This window comes from Sphingobacterium sp. UBA3549 (assembly GCF_002376635.1).
In the GTDB taxonomy this organism is placed as follows: Bacteria; Bacteroidota; Bacteroidia; order Sphingobacteriales; family Sphingobacteriaceae; genus Sphingobacterium.
The window spans coordinates 90,267-109,423 of sequence record NZ_DFOE01000038.1; the positions used below are offsets into that span (position 1 = coordinate 90,267).

The following is a 19,157-nucleotide window of genomic DNA, read 5'->3' on the forward strand; positions in this document are numbered from 1 at the left end:
TCGTCGTTTGCTATTCGCAAATCGCTTACGGTATGTAGAAAAGACTTTGGAAAGAAATTTTAACGATAGAAACATTAAAATATGATGCAAACTTTTTAAAGTTCTGCAGCGTTTATATAGGGGAAAACCACAAAATTTATTTAAATGTCAAATAACAGTGTACCACAGAAGGTAAATGACCATCTTGCTAATGAACGGACTTTTCTCGCTTGGATACGAACCAGCTTAGGGATTATGGGCTTTGGATTCGTAGTCGTTAAATTTTCATTATTTATTCGTCAGATAGAGCTCATTTTAAAGAAAGATGTCGTTGTTGGCTCCCAACATGAATATTCTGGCGTTGTTGGCGTTTCCATTGTGGTTATTGGTGCATTGACTGTTATTGTTGCTTTCTTTAAATACCGAAAGACAAATAAGCAAATTGAGGAAGAGAACTTCGTTCAAACTTCGAATAGTATCACCATTGTTGCTGTATTAATTTTTGTCATTGGTCTTATTCTGAGTTGGTATCTTATCGACGGTCTTTAGAGCGCAGAAATTATTGTATTTTTACAATAAATGACCCAGCCTTTTGCCTCGATAAAATAAAAAGTCGACTCGTGTTTGTATCAATCAGTTTGCAATTATTTACTAGCGTCTTAAAAGCCCAGTTGGTATTAAAATCAAATTTTATTTGATTTGGAATAATCGGTTATTCCAAGCTTATTTCCGAAAGGATCATTAAATTCGACTGCTAGACCTGTCATAATCTCAAACGGCTCGCTTAAAAATACGATCCCCTTTTCCTTTAAATATGCATAGGTTGCCTTAACATCTGCAACGGTAAACCAGATACATGGTTTTGCCTGTTGGGCAGAACTCAGTATGATAGCTGGTTCATTGTCGCCTATTTTGAACGCAGTCATCCCTTTTGCTGGAAAGTCAAACTTAGTTTCGAGCCCAAGTTGGTCTCGATAAAATTTCTTTGCTATATCGAGGTCATCGACCGGTAAAAAGAAATTGTCGTAATCCAATAATAAGTTCATGGTAATTAGGGTTTAATTTGTGATAAGTCTATTCCAAATGCTATCAATTGCGACTCTCCAAGTTCAGTGATATAGAAGTTTTTATCTGCGGGATCTTTTTTTGCCAACCAGCCTTTTGTTATCAAATTTTCGAGTAAGAGCTGACCGAGTTTACCGCCGATATGTTCATAACATATTTTTGCGGGCTTCAATTTGTCGTTTTTTTTCATTTTTGTCTTTTCTTTATCGTTCACTTTTGATTTATAATTTCTTAGCTATAAAATTATGAAAATGCTATGGATTGAAAAATGATAGATATCATTCATTCTAGTAGCTCTTTGACACGATGTAAAGCATATCTCTTTTAGATTTTAAAAACAAAACGTGCCCAAACTTGGTATCTAGAGAGGAATTTTATTATATATGGAACAGGAACAGGATAGCGAGTCGCAGGTAAAGAGTTTATTTGAACATTTTAAAACTCAAATAGCAGACCCAGCTTATATAAATGTTGATTTTTTGGTTTCACTGGTAGACGTCGTTCGTCCAAAGCATGTCAATTTACATTATCGGACTGACATTCAATTTTTATTAGACTATTTTGATGCATCACCTGAAGAACTTCAATGTTTTCAGCTTTATCTTAAAAGAATCCTGGTTGCCAAGGATTTTGATCAGCTGATTTCTGATACGGGCATCATAAGTTATGCAGATTTTTTTTACGAACTAAAAAAAAGAATTACAGAACGGTATCTACCTTTTCAGCCGCCGAAGTCTACTTTACAATATCTTTTAAATCAAGTTTTTTATAAATCTCGCGATGCTGAGTGGATAGCAACGATCCCTCAGGATCAGGTTGATGAACTGTTTTGTTTATGTGGATTGCAAACGATTTATGACGATGAAACTGGCTTTGGGATGATTGAAATATTGTATGGACTGGAAGTGTTGGTCCAACGTATTACAGGGCGTGCTATGGAAACAGATGTAAACAAGATGGTGCCGGAGTTTCAAAATTTTGATAGTCCATTTATTGCAATTATGCGGGAATTTACCGAATTGAATGATCGTCTTTTGCAATCCAATATAAAGTTTATTCCATCCAACGATCTATCTTATAAGCAGATTTTGGTGCTACATAGACAATGCGAAGCGTATATCGAAACAGCATTCGACAATTCACATCGTTTTGGCATTTCAATTAAAGTGAATCAATCCCTTTTGCGCATGCGGCAACAATTAGAAAGGATCCGAGAAATTTTATATTTTTTGGTGATTGATCATCCGGATGAAAAGAAGCAAAAGACAATCAAACTGGCAATCACTCTCCTTGGATACAATTCCGGGAAAAGCAATATTCGCAAATTAGTTGGACAGAGTACACAACTTTTGGCCTACGAGATTACGCATCATACCGCGCAGACCGGTGAACACTATATCACCTCAAGTGAAAAAGAATATTGGAAAATGTTCCGATCCGCCTGTGGTGGTGGCCTCATTGTAGGTGTGATGTGTATCTTAAAGTTATTGTTGGGAAAGGTACATACCAGTGAATTTGGTCATGCATTTTTATATAGCCTGAATTATGCGATAGGTTTCACGTTAATTTATCTTTTTGGTGCAACTTTAGCAACCAAACAACCCGCAATGACGGCTTCTGCTTTGGTCAATGCAATTGAGCAGGGAGCTTCCGGAGCTGGAAATAACAGACATCGTTATTGGATGTTTGCTGAATTATTTGGAAGGTTATTTCGGTCTCAGTTCATTGCTTTTGTTGGTAATGTTGTGATGGCTTTTCCGATGAGTCTTTTTTTTGTCTGGTTGATTCAACAGCTGTCTCATGTTAATATTGCGAGTGCACAGTGGTTACATCTTGTTAACGACCTTAACCCTGTAAAAACACCTTTAGTTTTTCATGCATCAATCGCGGGAGTTTTTTTATTTCTTTCGGGAATTATTGCTGGAAGTATATCAAATAGAGACAAGCACAATTCAGTTTATTATCGCATTCAGGAGCATCCTATGTTGAAAAAGATATTCGGACAGCGGCAGACAAATAAAATAGCTTTGTTTTATGAGAAAAAATGGGCAGGTATTGTATCGAACGTTTGGTTTGGAATTTTTATGGGAACTACAGCTCCGGTCGGACTTTTTTTAGGTTTAAATTTGGATATTAGGCATATTACATTTGCGAGTGGGAATTTGGCATTGGGTTTATTTGGGCATGGTATGGAGTTGCCTGCTGAGATCTGGTTTTGGGGTATTTTGGGGGTTGGAATGATCGGGTTTTTCAATTTTATGGTCAGTTTCTCTTTATCGTTGATTTTAGCTTTCCGTTCACGTAACTTATCCTCGAAAGAATTGATTAAAATGGGTAAAGCCGTTTGGATCTATTTTAAGATAAATCCAAAGCTGTTCTTCTTCCCACCTCGAAAAAGTTAAGTTCTAAAAAGTTAAATTCTAATGAAGGCCAGCAACCCTTAATCAATCCCTGCCAATGCAAGGATAACAGGCTGATTTCCTTCTAAACATTGATGTCACCGGAAAGATCGGGTGTGTCTTCGTCGTCTTTTTTTCTCTGCGCGGCCTGTTCTGCGCCCTTATTATGGGTACGATCGTCTTTAATACCTGATAAATCGGTATTAGGACGCTTTTTACGTTTGGAAGTGTCATCTTTATGACTTTCGGACAATGCATTGTTTGACTTCTTTGAATCTTCCTCAGAGGACGTTATCATCATAAAAATAACTATGCTTGCCGTACGAGATTTATTTTTCAATCTATGCATTTGACATGTTGTTTTTTAGTAGGGAACAGCGTTCGTAGCGTTATCGTTGGCGCAAACTATAGCTTACTTTCGCCAGCAACAATTTCAATAAGGTTTTCAAGCAAGGAAATTTTTATTTGCTGGCCGCTGTAACTCCTGCATTCATCATCGATGTGTATTTTTTTGCCTTCCCATTCCATGGTCAACTGACTAGCTCGGATGGGTTTTATTTTCAATGCTACATTGGATCCATTCAATAGCCCGTCAATATGGTCTATGAGTTCCTGCCGTTGCTTTTCAGTTACAATGATGATGTCGAATTGTCCGTCGCCCGGATCAGCATTGGAAGATAAGATTAGTCGAGGCCCCATGCTTGGAATATTCATAACTTCGGCGAGAATACATGCTGTTTCAAAGTGACTTTCTCCTACCTTCATTTTCAGTGTTTTGGCCGGAAACGTTTGGACCAGTTCGCGTAATTGCTGGAGTGCAATTTTTATTTCTTCTTCTGCACTAAGATCTTCATCTAAACTCTTTTTGTCCATTTTTTCCATCAATAAAGGGAATACGCCGAAACCGATAGATTCTATAAAATGGAGTGGCTTGTCTGCTAATCCCAAAATCATTCCTACATCGAATTTTTTAAGTTTACAGTCGTTCCAAAGACCAATGGCTTTTTCACAGTCAAGAGGAATGCCAAGAGAGATAGCAATATTGTTTGCAGTTCCTTGTGGCAGTATGGCGATTGGTCTTTTAAATTTTAGTTTTTTTTCCAATAGCGCTAAAACTGCAGTTCTGATCGTGCCATCACCGCCAGCCAAGGCAATAATATCAGTCTGCGGATCGATCTTCTTGACAGCATGCTGTTTTGCCACTACTGTACAATTGTGTCCAAGATTTTCAATCAATTGACATAGTTCATCTTTGTCCCCATTCGTATCATCCCCAGCGGTAGGGTTATGTACTAATCTTATGTTTTTGCCATGTTCTTTCATAACAATTGAACAAAGCATGGCTGAGATTGGTTTTTAAACAAATGAACAACTATGAATATACTTATTACTAACGACGATGGCATTTATTCGCCTGGTATCGCAGCACTGGCAAGAATAGCGAAACAGTTTGGTACGGTAAAAATTGTGGCACCCGATGTGGAACAGTCTTCAATGGGACATGCGATTACGCATTCCCGGCCGCTAAGTTATCGGCGGGCACCTATTACTTTTGAAGATATTGAAGCTTTTAGGGTCAATGGAACTCCGGCAGACTGCGTAGCATTGGGTTTACATATGTTTCCTGATACGCAGGTTGTACTTTCCGGTATCAATATGGGGCCGAATCTTGGTAATTCTATGTGGCATTCGGGGACACTAGCTGCTGCTAAGCAGGCCACCCTTCTTGGTGTTACGGGTATTGCTTTGAGCACCCCTGTCGGAAAGACTGAACCGGATTTTGAAGGCTTATCTACATGGACAAGGGATGTGCTAAAAATATTAATGGAAAATAAAGAACCCGCGCTTTACAATGTGAATTTCCCAGCCCAACCGCAGGGCATAGCATGGACAAGACAATCAGTAAGGTTGTATGACGGCAGGGTTGTATCGGGAGAAGATCCTATGGGAAGGGAAAACTATTGGATCACTGTCGTACCTTTAGAACCTGCTGATAAAGGCACAGATCGTTGGGCAGTAGAGCATAATTTAGTATCCATTACACCGTTACGTCTTGATCTTACTGCGCATGATGAACTTGCGGAAAGAGTGAAACGGGAGCAAAGTTGATTTGGTGGAGCTAAGTGAATGGGTAAATTAAACATTAATGGAAAAGATATGAATGCAACAGAAAATTTAATGCAAAAGGAAAGATTTCGTCCAGTTGATAAGGCAGGATTTGGAGGCGTAGCCTTAGGGAATGGATTTCAGCACCATACTGATTACGCATGTTTGGAGGCGGTAGAAGCGGCGTGGAAGGCGGGAATACGATTGTTTGATACATCCCCATGGTACGGTTTAGGCATAAGCGAACGCCGAATGGGCTTATTTTTAAAAGATCAGCCTAGGGAAAGTTTTACCTTGTCAACAAAAGTGGGCAGACTCATGTTGCCTCAAGAGGATTTTAAAATGGACCAGCCGCTGTGGAAAGGGAAATTAAATTTTGGCTACCGCTATGATTATACTGCTTCAGGTGTAAGAAGGAGCTTAGAAGATAGTTTGCAACGCTTAGGACTATCTTCGATAGATATGGTATTTATTCATGACCTGTCACCAGACAATGGAGATATGAAAGACAGCTATTCTTATTATTTTGAGCAAGCTGCACACGGGGCGATGCCTGAATTGACTAGGATGAGAGAAGAAGGGATTATTAAAGGCTGGGGGCTAGGAGTTAATACCGTTGCACCGATATTACAGACATTGGAAGTTGCAGATCCAGATGTTTTTCTTTCAGCCTGTCAGTATTCATTGATAAAACACGAGGAAGGGCTGAATCAAGTTTTTCCTAAAGTAGCTGAACGAGGTATTTCAATCATTGTGGGAGCGCCATTATGTGCTGGATTTTTAGCTGGAAAAAACCGTTATCTCTACGATGGAACTTTCCCTGCTGGTGTCAAGGAAAAACTAAATGCTTTGTATCAGGTCGCAAAAAATCATAATGTTGATCTTCGCACAGCAACATTACAATTTTCGGCAGCTCCCGAAGAAGTATCTGGAGTGATACCGGGTGCACATACGGCTGAACAGGCGGTAGAAAATGCAAATTCGTTCAACGTTAAGATCCCCAATGACTTCTGGATCGAGCTAAAACATGAGAAACTTATTGAACAAAACTGTCCAGTACCAAAGATGTGAAGTACTTGACGAGATTTAGGGTGTGATTGGCACACCCTCTTTGAAGTGATGTCAATTGTACGTTATATGTTAGACCAACTTTAATATATGTTATTGAATAGATCTCAATTGAATAGATCTCATGAAATCTGTAGGGATAACCAGCTTAAAGGTAATCTTAGTGTTGTCTGAGTGAACGATTATTGTCCCTTTGTGAAGTTTTGCTATTTCACTTGCAATAAATAGTCCTAATCCTAAACCTTTGCTATTGTCTCCTCGCATAAACGGTTCGAATAAGTTTGATAAATCCGACACTTGTTGAGGGAATATAAGGTCATTTGTAACGCTAAAAATAAATTGCCCTTCTTCAATGAATGCATTGATTTCTATATTTTTATCCGGGTTCCCATGCTTTATTGCATTTCCAATTAAATTTGCAAAGGCCCTTCCCATTTTATGTTGATCACAACGTATTTCAGTTGGAAGATCGATGTTGGCCATTAATGTTTTATTATGTAAAAATTCATATTCGGATAGGATTTGTCTAATTAAAGTATCGATCCGGAAACATTCATTAATTATTGTGGGTTTATTTTCAAGACGTATACTGCTGAAATCCAATATATCATCGATCATTCCTTTCATCCGAAGAGACGCTTCTTCTATTTTCTTTATTAAGCGTTTTTGGTTATCATCTTTTACAGTCCCCATCAGATATTGTGATATCACCTTTACGATACTCACAGGGTTATTCAGATCATGGGCTAGGGAGGTTAAAATGAGCTCTCTGTTTTTAGTGTAACTGAGCTCCTGTTTTAATTCTCTTCTCGCCTTGTTAAGGCCGAATATTGTTTTAAAATCTATTGCAATTAAATCACTACAAACGGGGAGCAGCGTTTCCAACTTGGTTCGGTCAAAATGTACAGGCTCCGCATTCATAAAACTCATGTGCCCTACAATAGCATCCTTCTTGTTAACTATTGGGTAAGAGATATAACTTTTTAAGCCGAATTCCTGAAGAACGTCAGTCCATTGATCAACAGTACATTGTGTACTATCATTAATGTAAATAGGCGAAAAACCTGTTCTAATTTCTTGATATATTTTAACGTAGGTGTCGCTGTTTTTATTGACTATTTGCTGAGACTGATAGTCATAAACGCACCAATTTCCCCATTTTAGTCCATCTTTCTTACGTATCAAACCATATCTCATTTTGGTCTGGCTACAAAGTTCCTCCAAAATTCGTTGACAGGTATTGAAGTCGCTTTTATCGGATGTGTCGTATGGTTTATGTATTTGATTTGGGATGGTCATTTTTTTTGCATTGTTAGCGATGTGAATCCACCGATGGGTGTTCATCTCTCAGTGAAAATACAACATAGTTTCCTAAAAAATTGATATAATCGTAAAAGTGGCGTCAAAATAACAGTAATCAACACATTATTTTTCCAATTTTGCTATTTGCTCGATTAGTCCTTTAAATATAAAGGCGTGAAATGGTAGCACGGCATACCAATATAGCCTACCTGAAATTCCCAATGGCCTAAAAGTCGCAGTTTGTATCAACGTTTGTCCCTCGATTTTAAATTCGAGCCACGCTTCACCCGGTAATTTCATCTCTGCATAGAGAAGTAGTCTTTTCTGTTTTTTATCTGCAATTAATACACGCCAAAAATCAAGGGTGTCACCTGCGGAAAGATCAGTTTTGCTTTTCCGCCCTCGTCGCATCCCGACCCCACCAACCAATTGATCCATAAAGCCCCGGATTTTCCAAAGCCAATTGCCATAGTACCAACCCGATTGTCCTCCTATAGACCAGATCTTATTTAATGAAGCGTCACTGTTGCCCAGTGTAACACTACGTACATCTTTAAAGCAGCCATAAGCGGGTACTTCCAGCAGTCTACTCAATCCTCCAGATAAAATGTTACTGGTCTGCGCATCTTTCCAGCTCGAAATCACATGGTCACTTTCAATTTTTTGGAAAGCCAATTGGATAGCGGTACGGTAGTTGATCAGTGTTATGCCAAGTTGCTCGGCTAGACGATTTGGTTTACAAATCACTTCTACTTTCATACTGTCAACTAAGTTTTTTGCCAAATTGTATGAAGTCGAAGTAACAAAATAGAGCCAATAGGAAGATAGTCTGGGTGTCATCACGGGAACGATGTAAATATGTCTCTTAAGCTTTCTTTCAGTGGCATACTGCAAAAGCATTTCTTTGTAAGTAAGAACATCCGGACCACCAATATCATAACTTTTGTGGTATGTTTCAGCGTTCAGCATAACACCGACCATAAATTCAATGACATTCCGGATTGCTATTGGCTGGCATTTAGTTTTAAGCCATTTTGGTGTCACCATAATGGGGAGTTTTTCCACTAAATCGCGTATGATTTCGAAAGAAGCACTACCTGACCCGACAATTATACCAGCCCTTAATGTTGTAATGGGAATTGAACCACTTGCTAATACTTTTTCTACATTTCTCCTTGAATCCAGATGTTTGGAAAGCTGATTGGAATTACTTATTCCACTCAAATAGATAATCTGCCGTGCTTTGGTCGACTCAATGAAATTTTTGAAATTGGTAGCGCATTCAATTTCCATGCGTTGAAAGTCGCCAGTTTGGGTAGCCATCGAATGTATAAGATAATAAGCTACATCAAAATCAGTCGGCACGTTTTTGAGTGTTTCTTTATCTAGAAAATCTACTTCGATAACATCTATATTATGCTGTTCAGTTGGAATATTGAGACGATCTCTATCCCTAACACAGCAGATAAGCTCATGTCCTTGCTCCAATAATACGGGTAATAGGCGTTTGGCAATATAACCCGTCACACCTGTCAAGAGAATCTTCATAAGCCATTACATCTTTTATTTGTGTTATTTCCTGTGTAAATACCCTAAAATATAAATAAATTTTTAATTTTAGTTAGCGGTTTGGCTAGGTATTCTTTCCCGAGCATTGTAGCAATCTGCCTCTCCTTTTAGACAGTTAGCGTTTTTATAAATAGAATAAATACATTTTATCCATCACACGATGTATCACGAAGTAAATTTAAAATGGATTTTTATTCCAAAAAAATAATCTGAGTAGGCGAAAAGTAAATTTAAACGAAAATGATTAAGCTTTAGTCGTGTCGGCAATATCTTATTCCTCGGATCTGCGAGCTTCGCGGCTCCCATTAATTGTTATTGCACGAAATATGAATGTTACAGTAGCCAAAATTAATAAGACGTGAACAATATCTTCTGTTACAAACCCGCCAAGAAAAGTTACCGCCCAAATAATGACTATGCTGACGGCTATCGAATATAATAGATCTTCCATATGATATTTCTTGATTGAAGAACAATATGCCGATGAAATCGTTTAAAATTTGATAGGAAAAGATCACTCTCAATTTCGATATTGGAAGCAGAGATATACTTCTTGTAAGATTAAAATTAATCAATGTATACTCGGTATCCTCGGAATATAGAAGTTTAAAAGCGTCATTCCCTTAGGTTTCCAAACATATAAGATGGAATTTATATTGCAGGAACAGGATTTGAAACCAAAAATGAAATGCCCGATTTTTCGGGCATTTCATTTTTGGTTATTAATGCTTAAGCAGATTCATTTACACCGGAAACAGCAATTTCTGTAAGTAACGTATCTGTTTCTTTTTCTTCATCAAGTGTTTGTTGTAGCAATTGCTCTGCTTCTGAATGTTTCATCAGCTTTGCAAATGTAACCAGACAACCATAACTTGCTATCTCATAATGTTCAACTTTTTGCGCTGCAGAAATAAGCGCTGCATCCAATGCTGGGTCTCCTTCAAAATTTTCGATAATCTCGTCAGCTTCCTCTAGGAGCCCCTCCATGGCTTTGCATTTCTTACCTCGAGCAGCGATTCCCAATACGGAAAACACTTCCTTAAGCCGCTCAATCTGCTGTTCGGTCTGGCCATGATGTTTTTCAAATGCCTGTTTCAGTTGTTCATCTTCGGCTGCTTTGCTCATTTTCTTTAACCCTTTTAAAAGTTGTTTTTCAGCACCCAAAATATCTTTTAATTCGTCTACAAATAACTCATGTAAATGCTCATTTGGCATTTTTTGTTGATTTTGATTCGATTTTGCCATAATTCTTTTTTAGAGATGGACATCTGTCAAAATAAGATCGTTTTTAAAATCTCATTTTCATTTCTTTATTGTCACTGGCATTCGTCAATTGGTGACAATAAAACCCTTACATTCTTTTGTTCCGTATAGTCGAAGTGAGCTTGATCGTATCATCCGTAACAAAATTTAATACATATGCGGTCTATTTGATCTCAAATTCAGGTATTATTGCTGTTTTTTAGTATATTACAAACTAATAGTAACTCAGAATTAAGCTCTATATTATTTTGATTAGTTTATTTTTATCCTAAAAACAACCCTTTTTTTTTATACATAAAACTATAGTAGTATATTAGTGTTCTAATTTGTGCGTATGAAGTATAAGCTTTTAAAAGAAATCATTGGATTAGTCGAGGAATTTGACGCGGAAACAGAAGTTACTGATAGCTTTAGCGATGACTCCGATGGATTTAAGCGTTGGGTAACGGCAAAGGAAACAGGAATTTCTGTTGAGCCCTATTGGGAAGGAAAAGAGAATGGGCGCACGCCAGAGAGTGTAATCAGCACCTTACTTGTGCATATGAATAGGTTTGCAAAAAGCTATTCCAAAGCGGCTATATGGGAATCTGATTTTTCAACCCAGGAGGAATATATATATCTTATTACCCTTAGGTCGTTTGGCGAGATGACAAAAATGGAGCTAATCAGAAGGAATATTCATGAAAAACCTGCGGGTATGGCCATTATTAACCGTTTAATCAAACAAGGATGGATTAGCCAGCAAAATTCAGAATCGGATCGTCGAAGTAAAGTGATTTATATTACGGAGAATGGTCGATTAGCTTTAGATCAACAAATGGAAAAAATACGGCATGCAACACAAATTGTTTCAGGTAATTTGACATACAGTGAAAAAATAACATTAATAAGTTTATTGGATAAGCTGAGCAAATTTCATCAGGTGATTTATGATAAGAATATTTCACCAGATAAACTGTTGGAGCAGATCAATATAGCGAAATAACATCCTTAGTTTAATTAACATCAGTGAAGAAGAAGGAATCAAATTAACATAAATGAAGAAGAAGGTAGCAGTTATAGGTGCGGGTTTTTCAGGTCTTTCAGCTGCGGCTTATCTCGCTCAGGCTGGATGCGATGTACATGTTTATGAAAAGCATACGGTGCCCGGTGGGAGGGCGAGACAGTTTGACACAGTTGAAGGATTTAAATTTGATATGGGACCAAGCTGGTACTGGATGCCTGATATCATTGAGTCATTTTTTTTAGATTTTGATTGCAGTACAGCGGATTTTTTTGAGCTCGTTTCGCTCAATCCGCAATTTGAAATGATATTTAGTTCAGGGCAGATTAGCGTACCCGAATCTTATCCGGAATTAAAGCAGTTGTTTGAGCAGATCGAACCTGGAGCGGGTGAGCAGCTGGATAAATTTATGGAGGCTGCCAAATTTAAGTATGAGGTAGGCATGCGCGACTTTGTCAATAAACCCTGTCACAATTGGAGTGAATTTCTGTCCCCTAAGATTGCTCTTAGTGCTTTTAAGCTCGATCTGCTTTCTAATTTTAGATCCTATGTTGCTAAATATTTTAAGGACCAGAGGCTACGCACATTAATGGAATTTCCTGTTATATTTTTGGGTGCTTCACCCAAAGATATTCCGGCCTTATACAGCCTAATGAATTATGGCGGTTATGCATTAGGTACTCATTATCCAAAAGGAGGTTTTTTTCAATTGGTGCTAGCGATGCAACAGGTGGCTGAGAAGCAAGGCGTAACTTTTCATTTTGATCATAATGTCGATGGAATGAAGGTTAAAAATAATACGATCAGTTCGCTGGAGATTAACGGAGTGTATCATGATTATGATGTTGTGGTTGCCTCGGCAGATTATCATCATATTGAAACATTATTAGATAAAGAGTTCAGAAACTACGATGAGGATTATTGGAAAACCAGGACGTTTGCACCATCCAGTTTGATATATTACTTAGGTATGAAGTCTCCTATTCCTAATTTAACGCACCACACCTTGTTTTTTGAGCATCCATTGGATGATCATATTGAATGTATCTATGGCGAAAAGAAGTGGCCTCAGAATCCTTTGTTTTATGCTTGTTGTCCATCCAAAACGGATCCCAATGTGGCGCCTGCAAATACGGAGAATCTTTTCTTATTAATGCCATTGGCTACAGCTATTTCGGACGATGAAGAAACGCGTGAAAAATATCTTATTCATATGTTAAAGCGTCTAGAAAAGCATACTGGTTCAAATATGTTATATGAACAGATCGTATATAAAAGAAGTTACTGTGTGAGCGACTTTGTAAGCGATTATAATGCTTATGGCGGAAATGCTTATGGATTAGCAAATACATTGACACAAACAGCGGTATTGAAACCGAAAATCAGGAATAAGAAAGTTAAGAATCTTTTTTATACAGGGCAGCTGACGGTGCCCGGCCCCGGGGTACCTCCATCCATTATATCGGGTAAGATAGTTGCCAAAGAAGCCATTGAATTATTGCGTAAATTATAAGATCATGAAAAAACTATTTGATGAACTCGCTTATGAAGTGAGCAAAAAAACAACTGAAAAGTATAGTACAAGTTTTTCGCTCGGTATTTTGGCTCTAAAACCGAGCATTCGTGCAAGTATTTATGCGATATATGGTTATGTACGATTGGCTGATGAAATTGTCGATAGTTTTCATGGTTATGACAAGCAACGGTTATTGGGGCGACTTTATTTGGAAACCACCAACGCTTTAGATGAAGGCATTTCGTTAAACCCTATCCTGCAATCTTTTCAGGAAACCGTACGCAAATATAATATTGATATGTCCCTTATCAATCAATTTCTTCATAGTATGGAGATGGATCTCAACAAAGTTGAGTACAATTCAGAACGCTACAAGGAATATATTTATGGTTCTGCAGAAGTCGTGGGACTGATGTGTCTACAGGTTTTTTGTGAAGGCGACCGTCAGCGCTATGAAGAGCTAAAGCCTTATGCCATGAAGCTCGGTTCTGCATTTCAAAAAATCAATTTTTTACGCGATCTAAAAGAAGATTATCAGGTGCTTGGGCGCACCTATTTTCCAAATTTGGATATGAGCCAATTCGATAATATCATGAAACGTCGTATCGAAGAGGAAATTCATACCGAATTTAAAGAAGCACTTTTGGGAATCAAGAAGTTACCTGCGTCGTCTAAGTTTGGAGTTTATTTAGCTTATAAATATTATCTCTCTCTCTTTTCACAGATCCGAAAGAAATCTTCTGAAGAAATTTTGGAAAATAGGATTAGAATACCTAATATTCAAAAAGCTTATGTCGCAGTTAAAAGTTACGTGCGCTATAAGGCGGCTTATTTATAAATCCATCAGCTTATCGCAATATGAACTTGATTATTATACTGCTCACTTTTATCGCCATGGAAGGCGCTACCTGGTTAATTCATAAATATATTATGCATGGCTTCTTATGGATGCTCCATAGGGATCACCATGATCATAGTAACGAGGGATTTTTGGAGAAAAATGATTACTTCTTCATTATTTTTGCTGTTCCGACCATCGCGCTAATGTATTTTGGTTCTTTAAGAGATTACAATTATCTTTTTTATATCGGCATTGGGATTATGCTGTATGGCCTGGCTTATTTCTTCGTTCACGATATCTTTATACATCAGCGTTTCAAATGGATGAGTAAAACAAATAATCGTTATTTTTTGGCTCTTCGGCGTGCTCACAAGCAGCATCACAAACATTTGGGCAAGGAAGAAGGGGAATGTTTCGGTTTTTTGTATGTGCCAATGAAATACTTTAAAATGTATTCTAACAATGAAAAAATATGATGCAATATACTTATTCGCTTATCTTATTTTTTACGGTAGTAATCTGTTTTGTCGCATCCTTCGACAAGCGGCTTCGATTCGACCGTGAATTTTTTCCATTCTTAAAAGCAGCTGTGCTTGTTGCTATATTTTTTATCGCTTGGGATGTGTGGTTTACAAGTGAGGGAGTTTGGTGGTTTGACACAAGATATACTTTAGGACTGGTGATAGCAGGACTGCCGATAGAAGAGTGGCTGTTCTTTATCTTCATTCCTTTTTCTTGTATTTTTACTTATTTTTGCATTGACAAATTTTTTAAACTGCAATCCCTTTCCGCCTTTAACAACATCGTCGTTTTTGTAAGCATCATTATATGCGCCGTGGTTGCTCTCCGTTATACCGATCGAATTTATACCCTGGTAACCGCTGTAGTCACTATTTTAACACTGTTGATTTTCCATTTTGTTTTACGCGTGCAATGGATTACGCAAGCCTCTTTGGTTTTTACCCTGCTCATGTTGGGCTTTTTACCTGTGAATGGTATACTCACGGGAACTGGATTGGAATCGCCAATAGTGAATTACAACCCAATGGAATTTATGGGCATCAGGATACTGACGATTCCTGTAGAAGATGCGGTATATGGCTATACACAGTTTTTATTGGTTCTCTATTTTTTCAAGAAATTTCAAAATAAAGGTTTTGCTCCAATAGCGAAGTGAGATGCATTGGAGCAATTGGATTAGGGATACGTATGCTGCATATGTCCGTAGAGGAGCTGATTCCGACTTCATTTTGTTATTTTATTTTTACATGCTTTAAGTAAAAATTGTTTTGTTGATCAATTTCTATCGTGTAATTACTATTGAGCTCTAGTGTCCATCCATCCCCCTTAATGAGATTTTTTTCAATGGATATAGGTTTAGTGATGGATACCTTTTTCCAATCAGGACTAATTAAAGCCCCATTTGTGACATCTAAAATCCCCCAAACATCTGTAATTCGGGTGGTGGGATAGTATGTGCCCAAGTTTTCGATTGGAATGATGGTTCTAGGGTCGAAAGAATAGTTCATTTTTTCGAAACGAATTTCAAAATGAGAAGATTCGACAAACTTGTTTTTGTAAGTTTTGACTAAGCGTTTATTTTCAGCATCCCTTTTATTTTCTTCTTCAAAAATTACAGCTGCATTATATGCTTTGGAAAGATTTTTAAAATTTTGTTCAGTTGGCGGAAGGAGAGAAATAGCAAACTTGCGGATAAATAATGCTGTTAGGTCAGTTTCTTTATCTATTTTTTTATTCCAATCGTTATCCGTTTTATACAGCAGATAACCATAAGTTGGCGTCGTTTGGTAGGCAAATGATCTTACAAAGGTGCGATTGTTTTGAGATCGATTAATACCATTTATAAGATATTGTTTTGTCGATTCATCGCTGCGGGCACTGACTATTATTCCTGTAAATTCGGCAATTCCTTCGTTAATTTCCAATAAATTCTCATTTTTAGCAGCTTCATCGAATAACACGTATCTATATTTTCTAAAAAATAGGGCATTGGTGAGATGACGTTTCATGTCATTTTTATGTGTGGACATTAAAGCTTGTTTTAAAGCTTCAAATTCAAGACGTAAGCTAATCCGGCCATCTTTTTCGTCGAGGTGATTATTGTTCGCATTATTTAGTGAGAAACCCAAATCAGGTTGTATACGATGAAATGACTCATGTGCAAGCAGATTTATACGATCATCCCTGTTTTCTGGAAGTGGCAACATAATCATTGCCCACCTCTTGTCATTCCAATCCAGTGCCGTGTTGGAAAAATTGACCTCCTGAGGTAGAATTCCAGTATATAAGTTAGCTGATGGTTTTAAAGTTTTTTTTCCATCCAATTCGTTGGCATAGATCGTGCGTGTGGCGGGATCAATAAGAAGAATTGGTCCGTATATACTTTTATTCCATAACTTGAAACTCTGATCTGAGGCAGTTTTGAGCTCTTCAAACCAGGAGTTGATATCGGCTGTTTCATATTGCTTACGTTGTGCGTAAGCCTGCGCAGTAAGATGGATAATAAAGAGAAGAGTAAATATTTTTTTCATAACTGTATGGGAAATAATTGACTTTCAAAATAGGCTAACCAGTTTAAATTAAAAAGTATTAAGGGAGAATCTCTTGAAAAAAGGTATCATGATAGGTTTTGCCAATCGCGATTTCATATTTGTCGATAAACACGTCATTATGGTCAAATGAGTCGATTTTATGTTTATTAATGATATAGGAGCGATTTATCCGCAAGAAAATAGATTTTGGAAGCCAGTCATGTATATTCTTTATGGTCATACGTGTAATCACGCGTTGATCTTCCATTTGGAAAATGACATAATCTTTAAGAGATTCAATAAAAAGAATTTCGTTGAGATTGATCTTAAAAAATCTACGGTCAGATTTTACAAAAATATAATCATCCGTGATTTGCTCTAAATTTTTATTCTCTTCATCTAAAAGAAGTCCATGATAAACAATCGCCTTGTCTACAGCTTTACGAAAACGAACGGTATCAATAGGTTTAACAAGATAATCAATTGCGTCGACCTCATAGCTGTCTACGGCATATTCGGAATAAGCGGTGGTAAAAATCACAAGCGTATTTTTGGGAATATTTTGTGCAAACTCAATTCCGTTAATTTCCGGCATATTGATATCCAGAAAGATTAAATCAACAGCGTTTTGTTGTATAAATATACCCGCAGAAACAGCATTGTTGAAACTTTCAAGAAGTTCAAGAGATGCAATCTGATCGACTAGTTTCCTTATTCCTTTACGCGCTATAGGCTCGTCATCTACAATGATACATCTCATAATAGTAGCGTTAATTTTACGATATAATTTTGTTCTGTTTCTTCTATTTCTAAATCGTGCCGATTTTCGTAAAGCAACTGTAATCTACGAACGATATTGCTCAATCCGATACCCCCCCTTTCTTTTTGCCTTTGGTTTATAGATTTTGAATTTTTGCATATAAAAATAAGGGATTCTTTTTCTAATTGAAAGGATATATTAACATAAGATATGCCATTACTGTTCAGGTTGTGTTTAACAGCATTTTCTACAAAAGGAATGAATAACAAAGGAGCAACAATTACTTTATTGCTGTCTTCCCAAATTTTTATATCGAACTCAAATTGGTCCCTTCTGACTTTCTCCAATTCCAGATAGTCTGTCAATAGACATACATCGTCAGACAATGAAACTTTATCCCTGCTGTTGTTAGTGAACTGGTATTGCAGTAAGTCATCCAGTTTGGTTAAAATGTGGGCTGCCATGTTAGGATCTTCATCCACCAGTATATTGGCATTATTAATCGTATTGAATAAAAAATGAGGATTGATTTGACTCTTTAAAAATTTGAGTTCCGATTCAGTAGTTGCTTTTTGTAACTCCTGCTGCTTTATTTTGCTTTTTATTAAAGGCTTAAAGAGTAAAAGGGATGAAGTGCCGACAATAAATAGGATGATTGCCAATAGGCTAGATGCTAAACTCAGAAATATAGCTGTAGGGCTGGGGTCGTTTCGGCTGACTGCGATATCGTAAAACATATGTTGTAGGATTATCACTATCAATAGCGCAAGTACGGAAAATAACACGGCAGCAATTAAATAATGTATCAGCTTATCTTTGGCCAAAAAGAAGGGGAATAGCAGGTAAACGTTTACATAAACCAGCATATTCATAAACACATAGTAGGCTACCCAACCGCAAGTTCTGTCGAAAGATAAGTTTAGTTTATCAGGCGCATCGAAGAATATCCCAATTGAAATTAACAGCATAAATAGTTGCATACAAAGATGCCTTTGTATGCTGTAGCGATCCGCAATTAAGAAAGCAATTTCTTTATTTTCTACGGCTATTTCCATTCCTTAAGATCTAGTTGAAGACTTATATTTCCGGATTCCATAGTAAATATATATAAATCAGGATAGAGCATATTTAATTTGTCGGTTATTTCCATTTTGTATTCCGGGGGTAATAGATAAGTGTTCTCATAGTTTACGATAAAGCGTATTTTTTTTTCTGAAATTTCAACGTTAATACTTAAGCTTTTAATTTCATTTGCTATCAGTATGGACTGTATCAATACGATGAATAAAAGAGGAGAAATCAGCAAATTGTTGGTTTTTCCCTTTACCTCCAGAACATATTCAAAACGGCTATCTTCAATAAATTTTTTTAATTGTAGTAAGTTTTTTAGGAAGATTATTTCGGAATTAAGGAAAACTTTATTTCTATCGCAGTCATAGAGTTGGTAGCGCAGTAAATGACCGAGTAACATCAATATTTGTGAGGCTTTTTGTGGATCTGATGCGGTTATTAAGGCCGCTTTACGTAAGGCTCTCGACATAAAGATTGGCGAAACTTGTCCTTTCAGTTTGTTTACTTCTGTTTCAAGGAAGTTCTGCTCCAGCATCATCACATCTTCGTTCTTTTTATTCCATTTTCGAAAGAGTTTTATAACTGACATGCTCCATAGACAGATTATAGTCATTGCTGAGGAAGATAGACTGTCTATTAGGATAATTGGATTGCTATAGGATG

21 protein-coding genes are annotated in these 19,157 nt (G+C 37.2%); 9 read left to right on the plus strand and 12 right to left on the minus strand.

Features of this window, described 5'->3' with window-relative positions; all coding sequences use genetic code 11:
- Nucleotides 1-144: 144 nt before the first annotated feature.
- Nucleotides 145-528, plus strand: a complete 384-nt coding sequence (locus B2W36_RS21485) for a YidH family protein (RefSeq protein WP_209577986.1) — start codon at nucleotides 145-147, stop codon at nucleotides 526-528.
- A 134-nt stretch (nucleotides 529-662) separates the two neighbouring features.
- Here B2W36_RS21485 and B2W36_RS21490 read toward each other — a convergent pair whose 3' ends face one another.
- Together B2W36_RS21490 and B2W36_RS21495 are read right to left on the minus strand one after the other, a co-directional pair.
- Nucleotides 663-1,025 (minus strand): VOC family protein, encoded by a 363-nt coding sequence (locus tag B2W36_RS21490; RefSeq protein WP_293884810.1) that lies wholly within the window; start codon nucleotides 1,023-1,025, stop codon nucleotides 663-665.
- A gap of 5 nt (nucleotides 1,026-1,030) precedes the next feature.
- Complete coding sequence (locus B2W36_RS21495) at nucleotides 1,031-1,234, minus strand: hypothetical protein (RefSeq protein ID WP_293884811.1); 204 nt, start codon at nucleotides 1,232-1,234, stop codon at nucleotides 1,031-1,033.
- A gap of 193 nt (nucleotides 1,235-1,427) precedes the next feature.
- Between B2W36_RS21495 and B2W36_RS21500 the strand changes: the two genes are divergently transcribed.
- The gene (locus B2W36_RS21500) at nucleotides 1,428-3,446 is read left to right on the plus strand and encodes a hypothetical protein (protein WP_293889510.1); all 2,019 of its coding nucleotides are present in this window, start codon (nucleotides 1,428-1,430) and stop codon (nucleotides 3,444-3,446) included.
- 82 nt (nucleotides 3,447-3,528) lie between these two features.
- On the opposite strand, the gene B2W36_RS21505 is transcribed toward B2W36_RS21500, so the two are convergent.
- Nucleotides 3,529-3,744, minus strand: coding sequence for a hypothetical protein (locus B2W36_RS21505; RefSeq protein ID WP_293889511.1), 216 nt, complete (start codon nucleotides 3,742-3,744; stop codon nucleotides 3,529-3,531).
- A gap of 104 nt (nucleotides 3,745-3,848) precedes the next feature.
- Complete coding sequence (locus tag B2W36_RS21510; protein ID WP_293889512.1) at nucleotides 3,849-4,766, minus strand: diacylglycerol/lipid kinase family protein; 918 nt, start codon at nucleotides 4,764-4,766, stop codon at nucleotides 3,849-3,851.
- A gap of 51 nt (nucleotides 4,767-4,817) precedes the next feature.
- Between B2W36_RS21510 and surE the strand changes: the two genes are divergently transcribed.
- Nucleotides 4,818-5,552 carry a 5'/3'-nucleotidase SurE gene (gene surE, locus B2W36_RS21515; protein ID WP_293889513.1) on the plus strand — a complete coding sequence of 245 codons (735 nt, stop codon included), beginning with the start codon at nucleotides 4,818-4,820 and terminating at the stop codon, nucleotides 5,550-5,552.
- A gap of 48 nt (nucleotides 5,553-5,600) precedes the next feature.
- On the plus strand, nucleotides 5,601-6,620 hold the full coding sequence (locus B2W36_RS21520; RefSeq protein WP_293889514.1) for an aldo/keto reductase: 1,020 nt from the start codon (nucleotides 5,601-5,603) through the stop codon (nucleotides 6,618-6,620).
- A gap of 90 nt (nucleotides 6,621-6,710) precedes the next feature.
- Here the strand turns inward: B2W36_RS21520 and B2W36_RS21525 are convergent, their stop codons facing one another.
- The 4 genes from B2W36_RS21525 to B2W36_RS21540 all read right to left on the minus strand — a co-directional run bounded on the left by B2W36_RS21525 (nucleotide 6,711) and on the right by B2W36_RS21540 (nucleotide 10,733).
- Complete coding sequence (locus B2W36_RS21525) at nucleotides 6,711-7,916, minus strand: GAF domain-containing sensor histidine kinase (protein ID WP_293884817.1); 1,206 nt, start codon at nucleotides 7,914-7,916, stop codon at nucleotides 6,711-6,713.
- A gap of 126 nt (nucleotides 7,917-8,042) precedes the next feature.
- Nucleotides 8,043-9,467: an SDR family oxidoreductase gene (locus tag B2W36_RS21530; protein ID WP_293884818.1), complete on the minus strand. Its 1,425-nt coding sequence runs from the start codon at nucleotides 9,465-9,467 to the stop codon at nucleotides 8,043-8,045.
- A gap of 292 nt (nucleotides 9,468-9,759) precedes the next feature.
- Nucleotides 9,760-9,939: a DUF5670 family protein gene (locus B2W36_RS21535; protein ID WP_293884819.1), complete on the minus strand. Its 180-nt coding sequence runs from the start codon at nucleotides 9,937-9,939 to the stop codon at nucleotides 9,760-9,762.
- A gap of 278 nt (nucleotides 9,940-10,217) precedes the next feature.
- Nucleotides 10,218-10,733 carry a ferritin-like domain-containing protein gene (locus tag B2W36_RS21540; protein ID WP_209577996.1) on the minus strand — a complete coding sequence of 172 codons (516 nt, stop codon included), beginning with the start codon at nucleotides 10,731-10,733 and terminating at the stop codon, nucleotides 10,218-10,220.
- 352 nt (nucleotides 10,734-11,085) lie between these two features.
- Between B2W36_RS21540 and B2W36_RS21545 the strand changes: the two genes are divergently transcribed.
- The 5 genes from B2W36_RS21545 to B2W36_RS21565 are packed head-to-tail and all read left to right on the plus strand — an operon-like array spanning nucleotide 11,086 to nucleotide 15,288.
- On the plus strand, nucleotides 11,086-11,736 hold the full coding sequence (locus B2W36_RS21545) for a MarR family winged helix-turn-helix transcriptional regulator (protein WP_293884820.1): 651 nt from the start codon (nucleotides 11,086-11,088) through the stop codon (nucleotides 11,734-11,736).
- Between the two features lie 52 nt (nucleotides 11,737-11,788).
- Nucleotides 11,789-13,267 carry a phytoene desaturase family protein gene (locus B2W36_RS21550; protein WP_293884821.1) on the plus strand — a complete coding sequence of 493 codons (1,479 nt, stop codon included), beginning with the start codon at nucleotides 11,789-11,791 and terminating at the stop codon, nucleotides 13,265-13,267.
- A 4-nt stretch (nucleotides 13,268-13,271) separates the two neighbouring features.
- A complete protein-coding gene (locus tag B2W36_RS21555) occupies nucleotides 13,272-14,108 on the plus strand; it encodes a phytoene/squalene synthase family protein (protein WP_293884822.1) in 837 nt (278 codons plus the stop codon).
- Nucleotides 14,109-14,128: 20 nt separating this feature from the next.
- On the plus strand, nucleotides 14,129-14,587 hold the full coding sequence (locus B2W36_RS21560; protein WP_293884823.1) for a sterol desaturase family protein: 459 nt from the start codon (nucleotides 14,129-14,131) through the stop codon (nucleotides 14,585-14,587).
- Entirely contained in the window at nucleotides 14,584-15,288 is a 705-nt protein-coding gene (locus B2W36_RS21565; protein ID WP_293889515.1) for a lycopene cyclase domain-containing protein, read from the plus strand. Before B2W36_RS21560 ends, B2W36_RS21565 begins: the two co-directional genes overlap by 4 nt.
- 76 nt (nucleotides 15,289-15,364) lie before the next feature.
- On the opposite strand, the gene B2W36_RS21570 is transcribed toward B2W36_RS21565, so the two are convergent.
- The 4 genes from B2W36_RS21570 to B2W36_RS21585 are packed head-to-tail and all read right to left on the minus strand — an operon-like array spanning nucleotide 15,365 to nucleotide 19,083.
- Nucleotides 15,365-16,663, minus strand: coding sequence for a hypothetical protein (locus tag B2W36_RS21570; protein WP_293889516.1), 1,299 nt, complete (start codon nucleotides 16,661-16,663; stop codon nucleotides 15,365-15,367).
- Between the two features lie 58 nt (nucleotides 16,664-16,721).
- A complete protein-coding gene (locus tag B2W36_RS21575; protein ID WP_293884826.1) occupies nucleotides 16,722-17,423 on the minus strand; it encodes a LytR/AlgR family response regulator transcription factor in 702 nt (233 codons plus the stop codon).
- Entirely contained in the window at nucleotides 17,420-18,478 is a 1,059-nt protein-coding gene (locus B2W36_RS21580; RefSeq protein WP_293889517.1) for a sensor histidine kinase, read from the minus strand. Before B2W36_RS21580 ends, B2W36_RS21575 begins: the two co-directional genes overlap by 4 nt.
- On the minus strand, nucleotides 18,469-19,083 hold the full coding sequence (locus B2W36_RS21585) for a histidine kinase (protein ID WP_293884828.1): 615 nt from the start codon (nucleotides 19,081-19,083) through the stop codon (nucleotides 18,469-18,471). The genes B2W36_RS21580 and B2W36_RS21585 overlap by 10 nt, the downstream gene beginning before the upstream one ends.
- Between the last annotated feature and the right edge of the window lie 74 nt (nucleotides 19,084-19,157).

What these genes read in the sequence shown, in the direction of transcription:
- B2W36_RS21525 (WP_293884817.1), bottom strand. Translation starts at nt 7,916, where the DNA reads ATGACCATCCCAAATCAAATACATAAACCATACGACACATCCGATAAA.
- B2W36_RS21530 (WP_293884818.1), bottom strand. Translation starts at nt 9,467, where the DNA reads ATGAAGATTCTCTTGACAGGTGTGACGGGTTATATTGCCAAACGCCTA.
- B2W36_RS21500 (WP_293889510.1), top strand. Translation starts at nt 1,428, where the DNA reads ATGGAACAGGAACAGGATAGCGAGTCGCAGGTAAAGAGTTTATTTGAA.
- B2W36_RS21545 (WP_293884820.1), top strand. Translation starts at nt 11,086, where the DNA reads ATGAAGTATAAGCTTTTAAAAGAAATCATTGGATTAGTCGAGGAATTT.
- B2W36_RS21575 (WP_293884826.1), bottom strand. Translation starts at nt 17,423, where the DNA reads ATGAGATGTATCATTGTAGATGACGAGCCTATAGCGCGTAAAGGAATA.
- B2W36_RS21585 (WP_293884828.1), bottom strand. Translation starts at nt 19,083, where the DNA reads ATGTCAGTTATAAAACTCTTTCGAAAATGGAATAAAAAGAACGAAGAT.
- B2W36_RS21560 (WP_293884823.1), top strand. Translation starts at nt 14,129, where the DNA reads ATGAACTTGATTATTATACTGCTCACTTTTATCGCCATGGAAGGCGCT.
- surE (WP_293889513.1), top strand. Translation starts at nt 4,818, where the DNA reads ATGAATATACTTATTACTAACGACGATGGCATTTATTCGCCTGGTATC.
- B2W36_RS21510 (WP_293889512.1), bottom strand. Translation starts at nt 4,766, where the DNA reads ATGAAAGAACATGGCAAAAACATAAGATTAGTACATAACCCTACCGCT.
- B2W36_RS21490 (WP_293884810.1), bottom strand. Translation starts at nt 1,025, where the DNA reads ATGAACTTATTATTGGATTACGACAATTTCTTTTTACCGGTCGATGAC.
- B2W36_RS21495 (WP_293884811.1), bottom strand. Translation starts at nt 1,234, where the DNA reads ATGAAAAAAAACGACAAATTGAAGCCCGCAAAAATATGTTATGAACAT.
- B2W36_RS21580 (WP_293889517.1), bottom strand. Translation starts at nt 18,478, where the DNA reads ATGGAAATAGCCGTAGAAAATAAAGAAATTGCTTTCTTAATTGCGGAT.
- B2W36_RS21505 (WP_293889511.1), bottom strand. Translation starts at nt 3,744, where the DNA reads ATGATGATAACGTCCTCTGAGGAAGATTCAAAGAAGTCAAACAATGCA.
- B2W36_RS21570 (WP_293889516.1), bottom strand. Translation starts at nt 16,663, where the DNA reads ATGAAAAAAATATTTACTCTTCTCTTTATTATCCATCTTACTGCGCAG.
- B2W36_RS21565 (WP_293889515.1), top strand. Translation starts at nt 14,584, where the DNA reads ATGATGCAATATACTTATTCGCTTATCTTATTTTTTACGGTAGTAATC.
- B2W36_RS21555 (WP_293884822.1), top strand. Translation starts at nt 13,272, where the DNA reads ATGAAAAAACTATTTGATGAACTCGCTTATGAAGTGAGCAAAAAAACA.
- B2W36_RS21485 (WP_209577986.1), top strand. Translation starts at nt 145, where the DNA reads ATGTCAAATAACAGTGTACCACAGAAGGTAAATGACCATCTTGCTAAT.
- B2W36_RS21520 (WP_293889514.1), top strand. Translation starts at nt 5,601, where the DNA reads ATGAATGCAACAGAAAATTTAATGCAAAAGGAAAGATTTCGTCCAGTT.
- B2W36_RS21535 (WP_293884819.1), bottom strand. Translation starts at nt 9,939, where the DNA reads ATGGAAGATCTATTATATTCGATAGCCGTCAGCATAGTCATTATTTGG.
- B2W36_RS21550 (WP_293884821.1), top strand. Translation starts at nt 11,789, where the DNA reads ATGAAGAAGAAGGTAGCAGTTATAGGTGCGGGTTTTTCAGGTCTTTCA.
- B2W36_RS21540 (WP_209577996.1), bottom strand. Translation starts at nt 10,733, where the DNA reads ATGGCAAAATCGAATCAAAATCAACAAAAAATGCCAAATGAGCATTTA.